The organism is Pseudoxanthobacter sp. M-2 (genome assembly GCF_046156265.1).
Lineage (GTDB): Bacteria > Pseudomonadota > Alphaproteobacteria > Rhizobiales > Segnochrobactraceae > CAMDHY01.
In genome coordinates this window covers 303853-320353 of record NZ_JAWDIR010000044.1, presented here as the reverse complement: position 1 = coordinate 320353, position 16501 = coordinate 303853, and the positions used below count along the sequence as shown (strand labels likewise).

Annotated in this window: 16 protein-coding genes; 11 read left to right on the top strand and 5 right to left on the bottom strand. The window is 70.3% G+C overall.

Going from position 1 to position 16501, the window contains the following annotated elements; all coding sequences use genetic code 11:
• Window positions 1-3: 3 nt before the first annotated feature.
• Window positions 4-282: a type II toxin-antitoxin system ParD family antitoxin gene (locus RUR49_RS21195; protein WP_409148423.1), complete on the bottom strand. Its 279-nt coding sequence runs from the start codon at window positions 280-282 to the stop codon at window positions 4-6.
• A 178-nt stretch (window positions 283-460) separates the two neighbouring features.
• Here RUR49_RS21195 and RUR49_RS21190 point away from each other — a divergent pair, with 178 nt between their 5' ends.
• The 10 genes from RUR49_RS21190 (at window position 461) to xylB (ending at window position 11533) form a co-directional block, all read left to right on the top strand.
• The gene (locus RUR49_RS21190) at window positions 461-1483 is read left to right on the top strand and encodes a zinc-binding dehydrogenase (protein WP_409148422.1); all 1023 of its coding nucleotides are present in this window, start codon (window positions 461-463) and stop codon (window positions 1481-1483) included.
• Between the two features lie 88 nt (window positions 1484-1571).
• Window positions 1572-2927: an ABC transporter substrate-binding protein gene (locus RUR49_RS21185; RefSeq protein ID WP_409148421.1), complete on the top strand. Its 1356-nt coding sequence runs from the start codon at window positions 1572-1574 to the stop codon at window positions 2925-2927.
• A 150-nt stretch (window positions 2928-3077) separates the two neighbouring features.
• Window positions 3078-3629 (top strand): SIS domain-containing protein, encoded by a 552-nt coding sequence (locus RUR49_RS21180; protein WP_409148420.1) that lies wholly within the window; start codon window positions 3078-3080, stop codon window positions 3627-3629.
• Window positions 3626-4546, top strand: coding sequence for a carbohydrate ABC transporter permease (locus RUR49_RS21175; RefSeq protein WP_409148419.1), 921 nt, complete (start codon window positions 3626-3628; stop codon window positions 4544-4546). Before RUR49_RS21180 ends, RUR49_RS21175 begins: the two co-directional genes overlap by 4 nt.
• Complete coding sequence (locus RUR49_RS21170; protein ID WP_409148418.1) at window positions 4546-5364, top strand: carbohydrate ABC transporter permease; 819 nt, start codon at window positions 4546-4548, stop codon at window positions 5362-5364. Before RUR49_RS21175 ends, RUR49_RS21170 begins: the two co-directional genes overlap by 1 nt.
• Before the next feature lie 20 nt (window positions 5365-5384).
• Window positions 5385-6290: a sugar phosphate isomerase/epimerase family protein gene (locus RUR49_RS21165; protein WP_409148417.1), complete on the top strand. Its 906-nt coding sequence runs from the start codon at window positions 5385-5387 to the stop codon at window positions 6288-6290.
• Window positions 6291-6294: 4 nt separating this feature from the next.
• A complete protein-coding gene (locus RUR49_RS21160) occupies window positions 6295-7272 on the top strand; it encodes a sugar-binding transcriptional regulator (protein WP_409148416.1) in 978 nt (325 codons plus the stop codon).
• Window positions 7269-8894: an FGGY-family carbohydrate kinase gene (locus RUR49_RS21155; protein ID WP_409148415.1), complete on the top strand. Its 1626-nt coding sequence runs from the start codon at window positions 7269-7271 to the stop codon at window positions 8892-8894. Before RUR49_RS21160 ends, RUR49_RS21155 begins: the two co-directional genes overlap by 4 nt.
• Window positions 8894-9982: an ABC transporter ATP-binding protein gene (locus RUR49_RS21150; protein WP_409148414.1), complete on the top strand. Its 1089-nt coding sequence runs from the start codon at window positions 8894-8896 to the stop codon at window positions 9980-9982. Before RUR49_RS21155 ends, RUR49_RS21150 begins: the two co-directional genes overlap by 1 nt.
• Before the next feature lie 60 nt (window positions 9983-10042).
• A complete protein-coding gene (xylB, locus tag RUR49_RS21145) occupies window positions 10043-11533 on the top strand; it encodes a xylulokinase (protein ID WP_409148413.1) in 1491 nt (496 codons plus the stop codon).
• On the opposite strand, the gene RUR49_RS21140 is transcribed toward xylB, so the two are convergent.
• Genes RUR49_RS21140 through RUR49_RS21130 form a run of 3 tightly spaced genes read right to left on the bottom strand, consistent with a single transcriptional unit; the run spans window position 11534 to window position 14440 of the window.
• Window positions 11534-12778, bottom strand: a complete 1245-nt coding sequence (locus RUR49_RS21140; protein WP_409148412.1) for a glycerate kinase — start codon at window positions 12776-12778, stop codon at window positions 11534-11536.
• 13 nt (window positions 12779-12791) lie between these two features.
• Window positions 12792-13634 carry a fumarylacetoacetate hydrolase family protein gene (locus RUR49_RS21135; protein WP_409148411.1) on the bottom strand — a complete coding sequence of 281 codons (843 nt, stop codon included), beginning with the start codon at window positions 13632-13634 and terminating at the stop codon, window positions 12792-12794.
• 47 nt (window positions 13635-13681) lie between these two features.
• Window positions 13682-14440 (bottom strand): SDR family NAD(P)-dependent oxidoreductase, encoded by a 759-nt coding sequence (locus RUR49_RS21130; protein WP_409148410.1) that lies wholly within the window; start codon window positions 14438-14440, stop codon window positions 13682-13684.
• A 197-nt stretch (window positions 14441-14637) separates the two neighbouring features.
• Here RUR49_RS21130 and fae point away from each other — a divergent pair, with 197 nt between their 5' ends.
• Entirely contained in the window at window positions 14638-15177 is a 540-nt protein-coding gene (fae, locus tag RUR49_RS21125; RefSeq protein WP_409148409.1) for a formaldehyde-activating enzyme, read from the top strand.
• 215 nt (window positions 15178-15392) lie between these two features.
• Here the strand turns inward: fae and RUR49_RS21120 are convergent, their stop codons facing one another.
• Window positions 15393-16457: an amidohydrolase family protein gene (locus RUR49_RS21120; RefSeq protein ID WP_409148408.1), complete on the bottom strand. Its 1065-nt coding sequence runs from the start codon at window positions 16455-16457 to the stop codon at window positions 15393-15395.
• Window positions 16458-16501: the final 44 nt, after the last annotated feature.

Here is a 16501-nt window from a genome sequence, read left to right as displayed (position 1 = left end):
CGGTCAGCCGCCGCGCTTCGCCGTCTCCAGCCGGCGGCGGGCCTCGGCCTTCACGTCGGCCATCGAGAGGCGGGCACTCGGGCCGCTGTCGAGCCCCTGCTGCACCAGGGCGCGGAGTTCCTCCACCGTGTAGCCGAGCAGGTCGCGCCGCTCCTTCCACTCGCGCACGGCCTCGCGGATAGCCTCGCTGGTGGACGCGTACTCGCCGGCCTCAACGGCACTCCGCACGAAGCCTGCCTGCTCGGCCGTCAGCGCGATCGTGATCTTCTCGACCGTTCCCATCGGACCCTCGCTCGCTCCCCGAATGGTATGCGTTTCGCGTACCAGCAGCAAGACGGGCGCGCTCCGTCGACCAGCCTCCTCCACCCCAACCGCATCAACACTTGAAACACCAAAATTACATCTGTATCGTCCATCCCAATCAGACGGGCCTCGGGCCCGCTAGGGTGGAAGCGACCGAATGAGCCGCGCGTTGTTCCTGCACGGGCCGCATGACGCCCGTGTCGCTCCGTTCAATCTGCGCGAGGGCCGCGAGGGCGAGACGCTGCTCGACGTGGCGGCGGTCGGCCTCTGCGGCAGCGACCTGCACTACTACAAGGACGGCGGCATCGGCTCGGCGGTGATCCGCGAGCCGTTCGTGCCCGGCCACGAGTTCGGCGGCTACCTGTCGGAAGACGTCACCGAGCTCGGCCTGTCGCGCGGCGCCCTCGTCGCCGTCGACCCAAACAAGGCGTGCGGCGTCTGCGAGCACTGCCGCGCCGGCCATCCGAATCTCTGCCCGAACGTCAAGTTCATCGGCGCGCCACCCTTCGACGGCGCCATGACCGACCGCATCTGGGTACCGAAGTCGCAGATCGTGCCGCTGCCGGCGGACATGAGCGCGCTCGAAGCCGTGATGCTCGAGCCGCTCGGCGTCGCCATCCATGCGGTCGACCTTGCGAAGCCGCGGCTGCTCGAGCGCGTCGCCGTGCTCGGCTGCGGGCCGATCGGCCTCCTCATCCTGCAGGTGCTGAAGGTCGCCGGCGCCGGCGAGGTGCTGGCCGTCGACCCCCTGCCCCATCGTCGCGCGATGGCGAAGACGCTCGGCGCGGCTGAGGTCGGCGAGGGCGTCGCCGACATCCGCTCGTGGACCCACAACGAGGGCTGCACGCTCGTCATCGAGGCGACCAACTCGCCGGACGGCTTCCGCGACGCGGTGCTCGCCGCTCGCATCGGCGGCCGCGTCGTGCTGGTCGGCATCCCCGACGGCGACGTCTACACGCTGCCCGCCGCCGAGGCGCGGCGGCGCGGCCTCAAGATCAAGTTCTCGCGGCGGATGGGAGAGGTCTATCCGCGCGCCATCGAGCTCGTCGCGACCGGCAAGGTCGACGTTGCGACGCTCGTCACCCACGAGGTCGGACTGGAGGAGGCACCGGAGGCGTTCCGCCGCCACGCGGAGAACGCGCCCGGCGTGGTGAAGAGCCTGATCTACCCGACACGCTGATCGATGCGCCGCCGCCGGCGGCGCACCTCGAGGCCGGTCCCGCTAGGGCCGGAACCAACACGCGACAGAAACGACGGAGGAGGCAGAGGTGAGGAAATTCTTGCTGACAGCGGCGAGCGCGGTGGCGCTCTCCGTCGCGGTGGCCGCGGGTCCCTCGGGGGCGTTCGCCGCCGACTGGTCGCTCGAGACGGCGGCCGCGCCCTTCAAGGGCACGGAGATCAACGTGATCTTCCTCGACCGCCCCGGCTACCGGGCGATCATCAAGCTCCTGCCGGAGTTCGAGCAGAAGACCGGCATCAAGGTGAACTACGAGATCGTTCCCTACGAGAGCACGCGCGAGAAGGAAGTGCTCAACTTCACCTCCGGCGGCGACCTGACGGTGGCCCTCGTCGACCTCGTCTGGATTGGCGAGTTCGCCGAGAACGGCTGGATCCTGCCGATCGACAAGTTCACCGGCGACGCCGCGATCACCGACCCGAACCTCAAGCTCGACGGCTTCTTCCCGCTGCTGCTCGACGCCTTCGGCTCGTGGGGCGGCGTGACCTACGGCCTGCCCTTCGACAACTACTCCGGCCTGCTGTTCTACAACTCGTGCATGCTGAAGGATGCCGGCTTCGACAAGCCGCCGGCCACCTGGGACGAGGTGATGAACGTCTACGGGCCGAAGCTCACGGACGCCTCGAAGAACCAGTACGCCTACGCCCTGCAGTCGCGCCGCGGCGAGACCCAGTCGGCCGACAGTTTCATGCGCTTCCTGTGGCCGTTCGGCGGTTCGCTGCTCGACAAGGACTTCAAGTCCAACCTCAACAGCCCGGAGAGCCAGGCCGGCCTGCAGTTCCGCCAGGATCTGGCGAAGTACATGCCGCCGGGCATCGTCTCCTTCGACCACGCCGAAGCCGTGAACGCGCTGGCGCAGGGCCAGGTGGCGATGATCACCGAGTGGTCGGCGTTCTATTCGACGCTGAACGACCCGGCGACGTCGAAGATCGTCGACTGCCTCGCCGTCGCGCCGGAGCCGGAAGGCCCGGCCGGCCGCCTGCCGGCACTCGGCGGCTTCTCGCTCGCCGTCGCCGCCCAGGGCACCGAGGAGCAGCAGAAGGCGTCCTGGCTGTTCATCCAGTGGGCGACCTCGGAAGAGATCGCGCGCGACTACGTCGAAGCCGGCGGCGTCTCCGGCCGCATGGCGATCTACGAGGAGCCGGACATCAAGGCGAACTACAAGTTCGTCGAGCCGATGGTCGCCTCCTGGCAGAAGGGCGTGCCGGAGTTCCGTCCGCGCTTCCCGTCGTGGCCGGCGATCTCGGAAGTCGTCGCCGAGTGGGGCACGAAGATGCAGCTCGGCGAGGTCAGCATCTCCGACGGTGCCAAGGAGATCGGCACCCGCATGGAAGAGATCCTGAAGCAGGACGGCTACTACGACGGCAGCAAGAAGCTGCTGCAGTAACCCCCTGACGCAAGGCTCGCGACCGGCCGCCGTCTCGACGCGGCGGCCGGTGCTTCCGGGCGGGTGGCCGGCTCGCGGCCCCCGCCCGCTTTTCCCGAACCCCGAGACTTCTCGCGCGCCGAGTTTTCCTCGCGCCGACGGAGCGCTGCGATGACATCGCTCTATCACCGGGCCCTCGACGACCTCGCCCGCGTCTTCTCCCGCCTCGACGAGACCGCCGTCGACCGTGCGGTCGAGGCGATCGCTGCGGCCGAGCGCATCGCGCTCTACGGCGTCGGGCGCGAAGGTCTGCAGATCAAGGGCTTCGCCATGCGGCTCTTCCATCTCGGCCGGCAGGCCGCGATGGTCGGCGACATGACCACTCCGCCGGTCGGACCGGGCGACCTCTTGATCGTCTCCGCCGGACCAGGCGAATTCTCCACCGTGCTCGCCCTGATGGGCGTGGCGAAGGAGGCCGGCGCCAAGACGCTGGTCGTCACGGCACAGCCTGATGGCGAGGCGGCGAAGCGGGCAGACTTCGTCCTCCCCGTCCCCGCCCAGACGATGGCCGACGATACCGGCCCGGCGACCTCGGTGCTGCCGATGGGCTCGCTCTACGAGGGCGCCCAGTACATTCTCTTCGAGGTGATGATCCTGAAGCTGCGCGACCGTCTCGGCGTCACGCCGGACGCCATGCGCGCCAACCACACGAACCTCGAATGAGCGCCGCCCCGCCGACCCCGAAGCCCGCCGGCCGGCTTAACCCCGGCTACGGCCGCTGGACGCCGGCGCTGTTCCTGGCGCCGGCCGTGCTGGCGCTGCTCGTCATCGGCATCTACCCGACGATCTTCGCGCTCGTCACCTCGTTCCGCCGCTACAACATCACGCGGCCGCGCGACGGCTTTCCCTTCATCGGCTTCGACAACTACCAGAAGGTCCTGACCGACCAGACCTTCTGGGACACGCTGGGGCTGACGTTCCGGTTCTTCCTGACGGTGATGCCGTTCCAGATCTTCCTCGGCATCGTCATCGCGCTGCTGCTGCACAAGCCAGGCCTCGGGCTGTTGCGCACGCTGTCGCGCGTCTCGCTGGTGGTGCCGCTCGCCACCACCTACGCCGTCGTCGGCCTGATCGGCCGCCTCGTCTTCAACGGCAATTTCGGCGTCGCCAACCAGATGCTCGGCTGGTTCGGCATCCCCGGCTTCGACTGGCTCGCCACCACCAATGGCGCGTTTGCGGCGATCGCCATCATGGACATCTGGCAGTGGACGCCGTTCTGCGCGCTGATCTTCCTCGCCGGCCTGTCGATGGTGCCGGTGGAGGTCGAGGAGGCGGCGCGGCTCGAAACCTCCAGCAAGGTGGCACTGCTGCGCTACGTGCAGCTGCCCTATCTCCTGCCCGGCCTCACCGCCGTCCTGATCCTGCGCTCGGCCGACGTGCTGAAGCTCTTCGACATGATCTTCACGATGACGCGCGGCGGCCCGGGCACGGCGACCGAGCTGATCTCGATCTACATCCAGCGCGTCGGCTTCCGCGTCTTCGACATGGGTACCGCCTCGGCGCAGGCGATCCTCTTGCTGATCCTGACGATCATGCTGAGCCGCCTCTACATCCGCGTCTTCTACCGGGAGATCCAGTGATGTCGATGCGCTTCGGACGTGGCATCCACTTCGTCGGGCTCCTGCTCGTGCTGGCCTTTACGTTGTTCCCGTTCTACTGGATGGTGACGAGCAGCCTGAAGGACCAGTCCGACCTTCTGGCCTCCCCGCCGGTCTGGCTGTTCACGCCGACGCTCGACCACTACCGAGAGATCTTCGAGGACCCGAAGATCATCTCGTCGGTGATGCACTCGCTGATCATCGCCACCTCGACGACGCTGCTCGCGATCGTGCTCGGCGCGCCGGCCGCCTATGCGCTCGCCCGCTTCGAGTTCCGCGGCAAATCGGACCTGTGGTTCTGGTTCATCTCCAACCGCATGATCAGCCCGATCGTGCTGGCGCTGCCGGTCTACCTGCTCGCCCAGACGCTCGGCCTGCTCGACACCCACCTGGTGCTGATCCTGATCTACCTCACCTTCAACCTGCCGATCGTCGTGTGGATCTGCACCGACCAGTTCCGCTCGATCCCGAGCGAGCTCGAGCAGGCGGCCCGCCTCGACGGTGCCAGCCAGTTCCTGATCTTCTGGCGCATCTACCTGCCGCTCGGCGTGCCCGGCATCGCGGTCTCGGCGATCTTCTCCTTCATCTTCTCGTGGAACGAGCTCCTCTACGCGCTGGTGCTGACGCGCCGCGCCGTGCAGACGGCGCCGGTGGCGGCGACGAGCTTCATGTCCGGCTACGAGCTGCCGTGGGGGAAGATCATGGCGACCGGCACCGTCATCGTGCTGCCGGTGACGATCTTCGCGCTCCTCGTCTCCCGCCACATGGTGCGCGGGCTGACGATGGGCGCCACGAAATAGAACTCGCGAGGGGGACTGCGATGAGCGAGCGCTTCGGCGTCAACCTGTCGTTCTGCGTCAAGCGCTGGGTGACACCGGCGCTGTGGGCGCGATTGGTGCGCGAGGAGCTCGGCGTCGGCCTCGTGCAGCTCTCCTTCGACCTCGTCGACCCGACGTGGCCGGACGCCCTGCTCGACCGTCAGGCGCACGCGATCCGCGAGGCGACCGCGGCGCACGACGTTACCGTCCACAGCGCCTTCATCGGCCTCGCCCACTACACCTACAACCAGCTGCTCCACCCCGATTCGGCCGTGCGCGACGTCGCGGAAGCCTGGCTCGGCCGCGCCTACCGCTTTGCGGCTCTGGCCGGCATTCCCTCCGTCGGCGGCCCTCTCGGCGCCATCGCCTCGCGCCCCGACGCCCACGAGGCGGATGCGATCGATGCGGCCGACTACGCCGACCTCCTCGCCCGCATGCACCGGCTCGCCGCGGTGGCGAAGGCGCACGGCCTGACGGAGCTCTATGTCGAGCCGACGCCGATGCGCCGCGAGTGGCCGTCGACGATCGCGCAAGCCGAGCAGATGATGGCGGACGTGCGCGGGTCGGCCGTGTCGTGGCGCTACTGCGTCGACTGGGGCCACGCCACCTTCGAGCCGCTCTATGGACGCTACCGGGCGCGGATGGAAGGATGGCTGGAAGCGCTCGGGGACGACATCGGCATGCTCCACATCCAGCAGACGGACGGCCAGTACGATCGGCACTGGGACTTCACCGAGGCCGGCATGGTGGAGCCGACTGCCGCGGTGGCGCTGCTCGCCCACACCGGCCATGGCGACAAGCCGGTGTTCCTCGAGGTCTTCTACCCCTTCGAGCGCGACGACGCCTCGGTGCTCGACGTCGTCCGCCGCTCCGTGGCGGTGCTGAAGCCCGCCTTCGCGAGGGGCTGAGGGCGTGGCCGAGAGCCTCGTGACCCTGCCGTCCGGCGACGGCGCCCTGCTGCGCCTCGACGATCTCGACGCCGAGCGCGTCCGGGCGCGGGTCACCTGGTACTATTATGTCGGCGGCCTCACTCAGCAGGAGATCGCCGACCGGCTCGGCCTGACGCGGCTCAAGGTCAACCGCATCGTCGGCCAGGCCCGCGCCGACGGCTCGGTGCGGATCGAGGTGCGCATGCCGCTCGCCGACTGCGTCGCCTTGGAGGAGGCGCTGAAGGCGCGCTATGGTCTCACCGAGGCGGTGGTGGTGCCGGCGGTCGGCGAAGACGACCAGCAGCGGGTGATCGGCGAGGCGGCGGCGGCGCTGCTCGACCGGCTGATCGTCGGCAAGCAGTCGATCGGCGTGGGGTGGGGGCGGACGCTCTCGGCCACGGTGCGGCGGCTGCCGCCGCGGAAAGCGTCGGGGCTGTGGGTGGTCGCCCTGATGGGCGGCCTCACCCGCGGCTCCGGCACCAACACGTTCGAGGTCTCGACCGAGCTGACGCGCATGCTGGAAGCCGAGTGCCACTACATGGCGGCCCCCGTCTACTGTCCGAGCGTCGAGAGCCGCGCGACGCTGCTCACCCACTATGGCCTCGCCGACGTGATGCGGCGGGCCCGCGAGGTCGACATCGCGCTCGTCTCCTGCGGTGACCTCTCGACCCGGTCGAACCTCGCCGCCACCCAGATCGTCGCCGAGAACGCCGAGGGTCTGAAGAAGGCTGGCGCTGTCGGCGATATGCTGGCGACCTATTTCGATGCCGACGGCAATCCCGTCGACCATCCGCTCAACCAGCGCGTCATGGCATTGCCGCTCGCCGATCTGCGCTCGATCCCGACGACGATCCTCGCCTCCGGCGGCGTTCACAAGGTGGCCGTCATCCGCGGCGCGCTCGCCGCCCGCTACGTCAACCACCTCGTCACAGACGAGGCCGTGGCCCGGGCGCTGCTGTGACGACGCCCCCCTCCCCCGATGCCACCCTTCTCGCCGTCGACGTCGGCACGCTGTCGGCGCGTGCCGGCCTGTTCGGCGCGGACGGCACCTGCCTGGCGACCGCGACCGCTCCGTTCACCCTGCTGAAGCCGCTCGAGCACCATGCCGTCTACCGCATGGACGAGATCTGGGCGGCGACGACGGCGGCGATCCGCGCCTGCCTCGCCGCCGAGCCCGACGCCGCCCGCCGTGTCGCCGCCGTCGCCTTCGACGCCACCTCCTCGCTCGCGCTGCGGGCCGACGGCGAGCGGCCGCTCGACGGCGACGCCGATGTGGTCTGCTGGATGGACCACCGCGGCGAGGCGGAGGCCGAGGAGATCGGCGCCACCGGCGACCGCTGGCTCGGATACGTCGGCGGCAGCGTTTCGCCGGAGATCAACCTGCCGAAGCTCCTGTGGCTGAAGCGGCACCGGCCGGCAGCGTGGGCGCGCCTCACCGCCGCCCGCGACCTCTGCGACGAGCTGGCGCTCCGCCTCACCGGCGCCGACCGCCACTCGCTCTGCGGCCTCGCCGCCAAGTGGCCCTACCTGCCGAACGACCCCGACCCGTGGCGGCGCGACTTGCTGGCCCACCTCGGCGTCGCCGACCTGTTGCGCCTCGGCCGCCTCGACGAGCCGCCGTCGCCGGTCGGCACCCTGCACGGGCACGTCTCGCCGGAGGCGGAGGCCGAAACCGGGCTTCCGGTGGGAACGCCCGTCGCCGTCGGCCTGATCGACGCCGAGGCCGGCGCGCTCGGCGTCATCGGCCGCGGCTATGCCGGGGCGATGAACACGGTGCTCGCGATGATCGCCGGCACGTCGAGCTCGCACATGGCGTGGGCGGCCGACGAGCGGCAGATCTCCGGCGTCTGGGGGCCATTCCGCGACGCCGTCTTCCCCGGCTTCTGGATGCACGAGGCCGGCCAGAGCCTGTCGGGCGCGGCCCTCGACGCCGTGCTCGACCACCACCCCGGCAGCCCCGGCAAGGCCTCGGGTGAGCACCACCGCGACACCGCCGCGGCGATCCTGTCGGTGCTCGACGCGGAAGGCCCGGCCTTCGCCGCCCGCCGCCACATCGTGCCGGACTGGCTCGGCAACCGCGCGCCGCTCGGCGACGGCAGCGTGCGCGCGCTCGTCACCGGCCTCGGCGAGGAGACGAGCCGGCGCGCCTTCCTCGAGCACTACTATGCCACCGCCCGCGCGCTCGCCTTGCAGGCCCGCCACATCGTCGATCACCTAAACCGCCACGGCTACGCGATCACCCGCGTGACGCTCGCCGGCGGCCACATCAAGAACCCCTTGATGATGCGGCTCTACCGCGACGCGCTCGGCGCCGAGCTCGTCACCAGCGACACCGCCGAGCCGGTGCTGCTCGGCACCGCCATGGTGGCGGCCGTCGCCGGCGGCCTCGCGCCCGACCTCTTCGGCGCCGTGGAACGGATGGCGCCGCGGCAGACGGTGCACGCCGCCGATCCGGCCTGGAAGGCGGCGCACGCCCGCGCCTATCGCACCTATCTCGACCTCTTCGAGGTCCGCAATCGCATCGAACGGGACGCCCGCGCGCTGATGGCGACGACGGGACAAGGCATGGCGGGAGCCGCGTAATGGCGTTTCTGAAGATCGACGACGTCGTCAAGCGCTACGGCGACCACCTCGTCATCGACCGCGTCAGCCTGTCGGCGGAAAAGGGCGAGTTCGTCGTCTTCGTCGGCCCGTCGGGCTGCGGGAAGTCGACGCTCTTGCGCATGATCGCCGGCCTGGAAGAGGTCACCGACGGCGACATCTCGATCGACGGGCGCGTCGTCACCCACGTCGAGCCGGCCGCCCGCCAGGTGGCGATGGTGTTCCAGTCCTACGCGCTCTACCCGCACATGAGCGTCAAGGAGAACATGGCCTTCGGCCTCGTGATGGCGAAGACGCCGAAGCCGGAGATCGAGAAGCGCGTCGCCAACGCCGCCCGCATCCTGCAGATCGAGCAGCTGCTCGACCGCAAGCCGCGCCAGCTCTCCGGCGGCCAGCGCCAGCGCGTCGCCATCGGCCGCGCCATTGTCCGCGATCCGAAGCTGTTCCTGTTCGACGAGCCGTTGTCGAACCTCGACGCGGAGCTGCGCAGCCAGATGCGCGTCGAGATCGCCCGCCTGCACCGCGACCTCGGGGTGACGATGGTCTACGTCACTCACGACCAGATCGAGGCGATGACGCTCGCCGACCGCATCGTCGTGCTGCGCGCCGGCAAGGTCGAGCAGATCGGCACGCCGACCGACCTCTACGAGCGGCCGGCCAACACCTTCGTCGCCGGCTTCATCGGCTCGCCGAAGATGAACTTCCTCGAGGCGACGGTGACCGACGGCACCGACCACACTTTGACGCTCGCTCACCCCGCCTTCGTCGGCGGCGCGGCGACGATCCCGACCCACGCGGCACCGCGGGTCTCGAAGGGTGGCAAGGTGCGGGCGGGGCTTCGCCCCGAGCACATGGCACTCGGCGGGGCCGGCGGCACGGCGCTGTCGCTCGCCGGCGAGTTCGCCGAGAACCTCGGCGGGTCGTCGCAGGTCTATGCCCAGACGCCCGACGGCGACACGCTGACCATCCTCGCCCCCGGCCGCCACGTCATCGACAAGGGCGTGCCGCTCACCGTCGCCATCGACCCCGCCCGCGTGTACCTCTTCGACGGCGACGGCCGGGCGATCTGACGCCTGCCGCTCCATTCGCCTGCCATGTTTGCCCGCCCGCCCTCTCCGGAACCCACCGCCATGACCAGCTTCCTCGGCATCGACGTCGGCACCTCGTCGGTGAAGGCCGTGCTCCTCGACCCGTCGCAGGCGGTGCTGACGGAGGCGTCGCTGCCGCTCACCGTCTCGCGGCCGAAGCCCTTGTGGTCGGAGCAGGACCCGGAAGACTGGTGGCAGGCGACGCTCGGCGCCGTGGCCGCCGTCCGCGCCTCGGCCCCGGAGGCCTTCGCCGGCGTCGCCGCCATCGGCCTCTCCGGACAGATGCACGGCGCGGTACTGCTCGACGGCGCTCACCAAGTGCTGCGCCCGGCAATCATCTGGAACGACGGCCGATCCGAGGCGCAGTGCGCCGAGCTCCTGCGCCGCGTGCCGGACTTCACGACGCGCGCGGCGAACATCCCGATGCCCGGCTTCACCGCCCCGAAGCTCGTCTGGGTGGCCGAGCACGAACCCGAAGTGTTCGCGAAGACGCGCCTCGTGCTGCTGCCGAAGGACTATGTCCGCCTGAGGCTTACGGGCGCTGCCGTCTCCGAGATGTCGGACGCGGCCGGCACGCTCTGGCTCGACGTCGGCAAGCGCGCCTGGGACGACGCGCTGCTTTCCGCCTGCGGCCTCGACCGCTCGCACATGCCGTCACTGGTCGAAGGCTCCGAAATCTCGGCCGACCTGTCCGCCGGCCTCGCCGCGGACTGGGGGCTCGCCGGGCGGCGGATCCCGGTCGCCGGTGGCGGCGGCGACAATGCGGCGTCCGCCGTCGGCATCGGCGCGGTGCGCACCGGCGAGGGCTTCCTGTCGCTCGGCACCTCCGGCGTGCTGTTCTCCGTCACCGATCGTCTCGCGGCGCTGCCCGAGCGGACGCTGCACGCCTTCTGCCACGCGCTCCCCGGCCGCTGGCACGGCATGGCGGTGGTGCTCGCCGCTGCCTCCGCGCTTTCCTGGGTCGCCGGTGTCACCGGCCACGCCGACGACATCGCCGGCCTCATCGGCAAGGCGGAGGCGTTTGCCGCCGACCGCGGGCGCCGCGAACACGCGCCCTTGTTCCTCCCCTACCTCACCGGCGAGCGCACCCCCTACAACGACGCCGGCGCGACCGGCATGTTCCAGGGCCTGCGCGCCGAGCACGGGGCGGACGCGATGGCCTATGCGGTGCTCGAGGGCGTCGCCTTCGGCTTCGCCGACGGGCTCGACGTCTTCAATGCGGCAAGCCTGCCGCTGACGAGTTGCCTGCTCGTCGGCGGCGGCTCGCGCTCGGCCTTCTGGACGCAGATGATCGCCGACGTGCTGCAGGTGCCGCTCGACCTGCCGAGCGGCGCCGAACTTGGCGCGGCCTTCGGCGCCGCCCGTCTCGGCATGCTCGCCGCGGGCGCCGGCAGCGAGGCGGAGATCTGCACCCGCCCGCCGATCCGCCGCACCTTCACGCCCGATGCGGCCGCGCCGGCGCTCTACACCCCGCGCCTCGCCCGCTTCCGCGCCCTCTACGCGGCGGAGAAGACGACGCGATCCGTCCGCTGATCACCGCACCACGATCGCGCGGAAGTCGTTGACGTTGGTGAAGGTCGGGCCGGTCACCACCAGCCGGTCGAGGGCCTCGAACACCGTGTAGGCGTCGTTGTCGGCAAGCCGCGCGAGCGCGTCGATGCCCGCGGCCTTCGCTTGGGTGAGCACGTCGGCATCGATCCAGGCGCCGGCGTTGTCCTCCGACCCGTCGATGCCGTCGGTGTCGCAGGCGATCGCCGACACGCCCGGAAGGCCGCCGAGGTGGATCGCCAGGGACAGCAGGAACTCGGCATTGCGCCCGCCCCTGCCCTTGCCGCGGACGATCACCGTCGTCTCGCCGCCCGAGAGCAGCACGCACGGCCGCTTCGCCGGCTCGCCGTGCGCCGCCGCGGACTTGGCGATGCCGGCCATGACGGTGCCGACCTCCGCCGCGTTGCCCTCGATGGCGTCGCCGAGCACCAGCGGCGTCAGGCCGAGCGCGCGCGCCTTCGCCGCCGCGGCGTCGAGCGCCATCTTCGGCGTCGCCAGCATGTGGACCGCGCCGGGCGCGACGTCGGCCGGCACGTTCCGGCGGATCGCCTCCGCGACATGCGGCGGCACCTCGATGCCATAGCGGGCGAGGATCGCGAACGCCCGCTCCGTCGTCGCCGCCTCCGGGATCGAGGGGCCCGAGCCGATGACGCCGGGATCGTCGCCCGGCACGTCGGAGATCAGGTAGGTGACGCGCGTCGCCCGGCGAGCGGCGGCGGCGAGCCGGCCGCCCTTGATCGCGGACAGCGCCTTTCGGACGGCGTTCATCTCGTCGATCGCCGCACCCGACTTGAGCAGCGCCGTCGTGATCGCCCGCTTGTCGTCGAGCGTGATGCCGTCCGCCGGCAGCGACAAGAGCGCCGAGGCGCCGCCGGAGATCAGGAAGACGACGAGGTCGTCCGGCCCGGCCTCACCGGCCATCTCGAGCATCCGCCCCGCCGCCTCGAGACCGGCGGCGTCCGGCACCGGATGGGCCGCCTCGACCACCTCGATGTGGCGGGTGGGCACGGCGTGGCCGTAGCGGGTGACCGCCAGCCCCTCGACCGGCTCGCCCCACTCCGCCTCGAAGGCCGCCGCCATGCGCGCCGCGCCCTTGCCGGCGGCGAGCACGAGGGTGCGCCCCTTCGGTCGCTCCGGCAGCAGGCCGGCGAAGCGGCCGTCCGGCAGGGAGGCGGCGAGCGCCGCATCGAACAGCGCCTTGAGCAGCGCGCGATCGGAGAGGTCGCTCACCCGCCTGCGCGCCTCAGTCGGCCACGACGCGCTGGCGCTGGGTGCCGAGGCCCTCGACGCCGAGCTCCATGACGTCGCCGGCCTTCAGGAACACCGGCGGCTTCATGCCGAGCCCGACGCCCGGCGGCGTTCCGGTGGCGATGACGTCGCCCGGCTCCAGCGTGAAGAACTGCGACAGGTAGGAGACGATGTGCTTGACGCCGAAGTGCATCGTGTTGGTCGAGCCGTTCTGCATCGGCTTGCCGTTGACGTGGCACCAGAGCTTGAGGTCCTGCGGGTCGGCGACCTCGTCGCGCGTCACCACCCAGGGACCGATCGGGCCGAAGGTGTCGCAGGACTTGCCCTTGGTCCACTGGCCGGCGCGCTCGGCCTGGAAGGAGCGCTCGGACACGTCGTTGATGGTGCAGTAGCCGGCGACGTGGTCGAGGGCCTCGTCCTCCGTGACGTACTTGGCCTTTTTGCCGATGACGACGCCGAGCTCGACCTCCCAGTCGCCCTTCACCGCCGTGCGCGGCAGCACGACGTCGTCGTTCGGGCCGACGATGCAGGAGGTCGCCTTCATGAACAGCACCGGCTCCGGCGGCAGCTTCATGCCCGCCTCGGCGGCGTGGTCGGCATAGTTGAGGCCGATGCAGAGGAACTTGCCGACCTTGCCGACGCAGGCGCCGATGCGCGGCTCGCCCTCGACCACCGGCAGGGACGCTACGTCGATCGCGGCGATCGTCGCGAGCCCGTCCGGGGTCAGCGCCGCGCCGTCGATGTCGGCGACGTGGGCGGAGAGGTCGCGGATGCGGCCGTCGGCGTCGAGGATGCCGGGCTTCTCCTGGCCCGCGGGGCCGTAACGCAGCAGTTTCATGGGGTTCCCTCGGTTTCTTGAATCTATGATTTCAGATTGCTGCGGGATCAGGCGGGCTTGCGGTGGATGTTGAAGCCGGCCCAGGTCTGGCTGACCGGCATCAGCTCGATGTCGTTGATGTTGATGTGCGGCGGTAGCGTCGCGACCCACCAGAGCGTCTCGGCGATGTCCTCCGGCTGGATCGCCTCGGCGCCCTTGTAGAGGGCATCGTAGGCGGCCTGGTTGCCGCCGGTGCGCACCAGCGTGAACTCGCTCTCGCACAGCCCCGGCTCGACGGAGGTGACGCGCACTCCGGAGCCGACGACGTCGCAGCGCAGGTTGTAGGAGAAGTGCTTCACGAACGCCTTCGAGGCGCCGTAGACGTTGCCGCCCATGTAGGGGTAGAGCGCGGCGGTCGACGAGATGTTGATGATGGCGCCCTTGCGCTCCATCAGCGTCGGCAGCATCCGCTTCGTCATCGTCACCAGCGCCGTGATGTTGGTGTCGATCATCGTCTTCCAGTCGTCGAGCTTGCTCTCCGGCGCCGGCGCCGTGCCGAGGGCGAGGCCGGCGTTGTTGATCAGGAGGTCGACGCCGCGGAAGTCCTCCGGCACGGCGTCGAGGGCCGTGTTCATCGCCGCCTCATCGCGGATGTCGAAGCTCGCGCCATGGGCCTTCGTCGGCCCGCCGAGCGTCTCGACCAGCGTCGCCAGGCGATCGGCGCGACGGCCGGTGACGATCACCTTCCAGCCGTTGGCGACGAACTTCTTCGCCGTCGCCTCGCCGAATCCGGAGGTTGCGCCGGTGATGAGGGCGGTCTTTGGCATCGGGCTCTCCCGCGAAGCGCTGCGCCGGACGGCGCGAAATGAGGTGGCACACGGACGCCCGGCCCGCGCGGGTGCCACACATAGCCGGGGATGGCGCCGACGGCCAGTCTCTGCCGGGCGGCGATGACCGTCCCGGCTGGACGGTCGCGGCACGGCGGTGCTATCGCCGCGGAGGTTCAACACGGCTGGAGGACGACATGAGCGAGATCTGGTTCCGCACGGGCGAGGCGACGGTGCTCGCCGCCGAGGGTCAGGCGACGGACGCGATGCCGGAGGTGCTGATCGGCTCGGTGAAGGGCCCGGCCGGGCACGCCTTCGCCTCGATGATGGGCCAGGCGGTCGGCCACACGCGGATGTTCGTGATCCGTGATCTCAATCAGCTCGTCCGCCCGGCGACGATGATGACGACCAAGGTGACGATCGACAGCGCGGCTTACGTCGAGCTCCTCGGCGGCGTCGTGCAGGGCGCCATCGGCGACGCGGTGCTCGACTGCGTCATCGACGGCGTGCTGCCGAAGGACGAGGTCGACGACATCTGCCTGATCATCATGGTCTGGCTCGACCCGCGCTGCGCCACCGACGAGAACCTCGACCGCAAGGACCTCTACCGGACGCAGTACGAGGCGACGAAGCTCGCCATCGCCCGCGCCATGAAGGGCGAGCCGACCATCGACGAGCTCATCGCCAACCGCAAGACGGTGAAGCACTACGCCCTGGACGGCATCGTCGAGTATTGAGAGCGGATCTCTCAGACGTAAAAGACGTGCACCCACCCTCCCCCTGTGGGAGGGTCGGGCCGCCGCAGGCCGTCCGGGGAGGGCGCCGGCGGAGCAGCCGACGGCGTGCGGCGGTGGCGATCGATCGCTGGCGTCGGACGCGGCGCTGCGCGCCGCGCCCCCTCCGGCCGGCTTCGCCGGCCACCTCCCCCACGAGGGGGGAGGGAAAGTACCCCTCACAGCCCCAGCGCGCGCACCGCGTTGCCGCCACAGATCGCCTCGAAGTCGCGCTCCTCGAGCCATTCGACCGCGGCGACGTGGCCGACCGGGTCGGACTCGGCCATGTCGAAGGGGTAGTCGGTGCCCATCAGGATGCGGTCGGCGCCGAACACCTCGATCAGGTACTCGAGCTGGTGGACGGAGAAGACCACCGTGTCGAGATAGACCTGCCGCAGATAGCTCGTCGGCGGCAGCGGCAGGGCGGCGCGGGCGTCCTCGCGGGCGCCCCAGGCGTGGTCGATGCGGCCGGAATAGCTCGCGAGATAGCCACCGCCGTGGACGGCGAGCACCTTCAGTTCCGGAAACTTCGCCAGCGTCCCGTTCATGATCAGGTTGTGGACGGCGAGCGTCGTCTCAAGCGGGTTGCCGATGACGTTGTTGAGATAGAGCTTCGTCAGCCGCTGGCCCTCGGTGAAACCGAGCGGGTGCAGCATGACGAAGGCGCCGAGCCGCTCGGCGGCGGCGAAGAAGGGCTCGAAACGGGGATCGGAGAGCTCCTCGCCGCCGACGTTCGTCAGGATCTGCACGCCTTTCAGGCCGAGCTTCATCACCGTCTCGAGCTCGGCGACGGCAAGCTCCGGCTCCTGCAGGGTGACCGAGCCGAGGCCGGCGAAGCGGTCGGGGCGCTTTGCCACGAAGGCGGCGACCCCCTCGTTGACCATGCGGTGCGCCGTCTCGGCGATCTTCGGATCGACCGTGAAGTAGCACTGCGGCGGCAGCGGCGCGACGACCTGGATGTCGATGCCGGTGGCATCCATCTCCGTCAGCCGGGCGTCGACGTCGGTCATCACGTGGGTGCGGTCGGCGTCCTGCTGGACGTTGATTTCGCGCGTCAGGGCGTCTGCGTAGCGGGCGAGCGGGATCTTCGAGAGGTCGACGTGCGGGCCGGCGAACTTCGCCGCCTCGGGCACGAGGATGTGGCAGTGGACGTCGACTGTGGTCGTCGACGGCCGCCGGGCGAGGCCGAGCGTCGTGTGGGTGCGCGCCGCCGTGCGGCCGTAGCGGTTCTTCGGCTGGGACATCGACGGTCGGCTCCCTCATACGGACGTACGGATGATGGAGGCGA

Bases quoted from the DNA above. Each gene is read 5' to 3' on its own strand.
- RUR49_RS21175 (WP_409148419.1), top strand. From the start codon at position 3,626: ATGAGCGCCGCCCCGCCGACCCCGAAGCCCGCCGGCCGGCTTAACCCC.
- xylB (WP_409148413.1), top strand. From the start codon at position 10,043: ATGACCAGCTTCCTCGGCATCGACGTCGGCACCTCGTCGGTGAAGGCC.
- RUR49_RS21190 (WP_409148422.1), top strand. From the start codon at position 461: ATGAGCCGCGCGTTGTTCCTGCACGGGCCGCATGACGCCCGTGTCGCT.
- RUR49_RS21170 (WP_409148418.1), top strand. From the start codon at position 4,546: ATGTCGATGCGCTTCGGACGTGGCATCCACTTCGTCGGGCTCCTGCTC.
- RUR49_RS21150 (WP_409148414.1), top strand. From the start codon at position 8,894: ATGGCGTTTCTGAAGATCGACGACGTCGTCAAGCGCTACGGCGACCAC.
- RUR49_RS21130 (WP_409148410.1), bottom strand. From the start codon at position 14,440: ATGCCAAAGACCGCCCTCATCACCGGCGCAACCTCCGGATTCGGCGAG.
- RUR49_RS21120 (WP_409148408.1), bottom strand. From the start codon at position 16,457: ATGTCCCAGCCGAAGAACCGCTACGGCCGCACGGCGGCGCGCACCCAC.
- RUR49_RS21180 (WP_409148420.1), top strand. From the start codon at position 3,078: ATGACATCGCTCTATCACCGGGCCCTCGACGACCTCGCCCGCGTCTTC.
- RUR49_RS21165 (WP_409148417.1), top strand. From the start codon at position 5,385: ATGAGCGAGCGCTTCGGCGTCAACCTGTCGTTCTGCGTCAAGCGCTGG.
- RUR49_RS21135 (WP_409148411.1), bottom strand. From the start codon at position 13,634: ATGAAACTGCTGCGTTACGGCCCCGCGGGCCAGGAGAAGCCCGGCATC.
- RUR49_RS21195 (WP_409148423.1), bottom strand. From the start codon at position 282: ATGGGAACGGTCGAGAAGATCACGATCGCGCTGACGGCCGAGCAGGCA.
- fae (WP_409148409.1), top strand. From the start codon at position 14,638: ATGAGCGAGATCTGGTTCCGCACGGGCGAGGCGACGGTGCTCGCCGCC.